Source organism: Haliscomenobacter sp. (genome assembly GCF_040403615.1).
GTDB lineage: Bacteria > Bacteroidota > Bacteroidia > Chitinophagales > Saprospiraceae > Haliscomenobacter.
The window spans coordinates 1-3,280 of sequence record NZ_JBBAKG010000226.1 but is presented as its reverse complement, the minus strand read 5'-3'; the positions used below and the strand labels follow the sequence as shown (position 1 = coordinate 3,280).

General features: G+C 46.4%; 3 protein-coding genes. All 3 read left to right on the top strand.

Annotation, left to right across the window (positions count from 1 at the left end; translation table 11 throughout):
- A partial coding sequence (locus ABW391_RS28975) for a hypothetical protein (RefSeq protein ID WP_353485396.1) occupies window positions 1-816 on the top strand: 816 nt, incomplete at its 5' end.
- Window positions 813-2,873: a hypothetical protein gene (locus ABW391_RS28970; protein WP_353485395.1), complete on the top strand. Its 2,061-nt coding sequence runs from the start codon at window positions 813-815 to the stop codon at window positions 2,871-2,873. The genes ABW391_RS28975 and ABW391_RS28970, both read left to right, overlap by 4 nt.
- A 3-nt stretch (window positions 2,874-2,876) precedes the next feature.
- Window positions 2,877-3,280: hypothetical protein (locus ABW391_RS28965; RefSeq protein ID WP_353485394.1), on the top strand; the 404-nt coding region annotated here is incomplete at its 3' end.

Genomic DNA, 3,280 nt, shown 5'->3' with positions numbered 1-3,280 from the left:
ACTTTGGCAAACTTTCGTCTGCTTGATAAGCCAGAGGCTGATCCTGAAAAGATCAGGTATTTAAATGCATTGAATCTGCCCATCACACTTGAGAATTTTAGGAAACTTGATGAGCCAAAGGCTTTACCAAGTGAAATCCAAATTCTTCAAGCTACAAATACACCAATCACATTTGAGAATGTGCAATCATTGCGTAGATCATCTGCCACTAATGTTGCAGTTACACAAAATGCAGAGAAAAAAGGTGTTGAACTTGCTACCACTCAGGCAATGAAAAACCTTGATGAATCACGCATGATGGCTCAATCTGCCAATGCAACACTTTCAAATATTGATCGAATATTGCCTGCACTTGATACGGCAATTGTTGGACCAGCAGCAGATACAAGAACAACTCTGCTAAGAATTGGAAAGCAATTGAATATTGGTGGAGCTAATGCAGATCAAATTCTGAGAAATACCGCTACTGTTGTACAAGGACTCGCACAGCAAGAACTTGATGCCGCATCGCAGATGCGTGGACAAGGCGCATTAACTGAGGGCGAAAGAGCAATCTTGCGCCGCGCTGCTGGTGGAGATCAAAGTCTGACATCAGGAGAGTTGCAGCAAGGTCTTATGGCGGCACAGCGATCTGCAAGGGTAAGAATTTCGTCACATCAGGATTTATTGAATAAGGCTACAACAGCAATTCCAAGTCTTTCCACCATTGCACCAATGTATGAAGTGCAACCATATGGCGCACCAGCGCCAAATACACTGCAAAATGCTATTCAGAAAGAGCTTGATAGACGCCGCAGTTCAGGAGGACCACGATGAGCGATGGACTAGGTCAGTTTAGTTATGACGAGTTGGAGGCCATCCAAAAGGGTGACTTCTCTAAATTATCAACTGAAAAACTTGAGGCATTAAAGCAAGTCGCTGGGGGATTGCCTACTCAAGAGCAAGCTCCAATGCCAACAAGACCAATCCCTGTATCCATAGAACCTCCAGCGCCCACTCAGCGCCTACGTTCTATTGCCCAAGGAGCTACCTTTACTGGTGCTGATGAGGCCGAGGCTTATTTAAGATCAATGGCTGGCGAAGATTATGAGTCAGCATTAGCTGACATCAGATCAAAGACAAAAGCTTATCAACAGCAAGCACCACTAGAGTCTCTTGGGTATGAGGGTTTGGGTGGTCTGCTTGCAACTGGAGCAGTCACATTAGGAACTGGTGGTACAGCTACGCCTGCAACCATACCGCAAGCAGCAATGTCAATTGCGCCTGTTATCAGGGGATTGGCCGCAACATCTGCGCTTGGTGGCGCATATGGTGGTTTAACAGGATTCTTATCTGGTGAGGGTGATATCTATGACCGCGCATCAAAAGTGCCAGGCGGCGTTGCAACAGGCGCTATCGTTGCACCAGCAGTAAAAGGCCTGATTACTGGTGGTGGGATGCTTGTTGACAAGGTTACAGACTTTGCACGCCGTCTTGCTGGTGGCCGTGGCGCAAAAGTAGTTGAGACTGAATTACAGCGTTTGGCTGGAGATACTGGACTCACCACAGATGAGATCATTGATCGGATTGCTCGCGGTGAGATCATGGCAGAGAACGCAACACTAGCGTCTGCTGTACGACTTTTATATTCTCAAGGTGGTAAGGCATCAACGACACTGATGTCATCCCTTACACGCCGTCCAGAGCAGTTACGCACTGAAGTGCTGACAGACATACAAAAGAAGCTGTATAACGAACTTGACCCTAGCTTTGTTGGTCCAAGAATGAGCAGTGAAAATGTATTGCGTAGATTTAGATTATCTGATGAGGCCACAAAGGAAGTTGAAAAAGAGGCGTATAAAAACGCTTTTGGAACTGGCGGTGTAATTGATGCCAATCTGCTCAAAAGTGTGACTGATGCGCTCAAAAGATCGCCGCAATCTGTAAAAAATATCAATGAAGTCTATGTAGCAGAGACTGGCAAAAAGCCGTTCTTTACATTTGACAAGAATAGTGATGTCGTATTTAGCAGGACGCCAACATTAGAAGATGCTGAGATTATTCGCAGAGGAATTCAAACGTCTGTAAATGAGGCTTACTCATCTGGACGAGGTGCGGTTGGTGAGGCCCTTAAAGGAGTTGAGGGTGCATTGCGTGCTTCTCTTGATAAATCATCAGCAGCATTAGCTAATACAAGGGTGCAAGCAGCCACACGCCGTACTGCAAAAGAAGCGTTTGATGAGGGACGTATAGTATTTAATAAAACTCCCGATGAAGTTGCTATTCTTACTGAAGAACTATCGCAAAAGCCTGGTGCTTTGGCGGCATTTCGAGCAGGAACAATGGACGCCATCCGCAACCGAATGACGAGTGGAACTCGCACATCAATGATGGGGAAAATGTCAGATGAGAATACTAAAGAGGGATTGATCTTGCGGACTATTTATCCTCAAGATGAATTGTCTGGCATCTTGCAGCGCATCAATACAGCAGCTCAGTCGCAAGCAGCTAAAAGCTACATCATTGGCGGTTCTGCAACTGCGCCGACTCTGTTGCAGGCTGCTCGACAAGGGTCAAATATATCTGCCGAAGAAATTGCAAATGTGATGACGGCAAACCCAATAACTATGGCTACATCAGCAGTTAATATTTTGAAAAAGGTTGCCTTTGAAAAGAATAAAAACTTGACTGATTCACAGCGTGACATGGTTGCGAAGATACTTGTATCTGAAGACCCTAACTTGGTTCGCCGAGCATTGGTGGATCAAAGTGCTTTTGCGTTATTGCAGCAAAAGATTAACGACTTTGCGCGGTTTGCCGGTAAGACTGTGCCTTACAGTTTGACTGGTATTGCGGCAGGAAGAGTGCCAGGCGCATTCCAGCAAGGACAATAAAACATGGCAACAGGTTACCAAGACCCATTTGGCGCAGCAGACTACTCGGCAGAGGGTACTCGCGGATTGTTGGACTTCTTGCGCGATGAGTATCCAAGAGTCTATGGGGCTGGCGCCGGTTTATTGCAAAGCACACCATACGACATTGCCGATCAGTACAGCGTTTTTGATCCAAAAAGAAAAGCTGCATTTGATGCCGCACAAGTAACATTCCCTGCTGGTGTTGCCCTTGATGTAGTGCCAGGCGTCAGAGCATTGAAAGCGCCAGCAATGCAATTGGGTAGGGCTGGTGAGAGACTTGCAGAGCGCGTTGTGCCGCAAGTTATGGAGCGTGGTGGATTTGGTGCTGGATTGCTTGATGCCTTTGCACCGCAGCCAATGTACATGGCCGAAAATGTTGGCAAGGT

Coding starts and splice junctions, on each gene's coding strand:
- ABW391_RS28970 (WP_353485395.1), top strand. CDS start 813: ATGAGCGATGGACTAGGTCAGTTTAGTTATGACGAGTTGGAGGCCATC.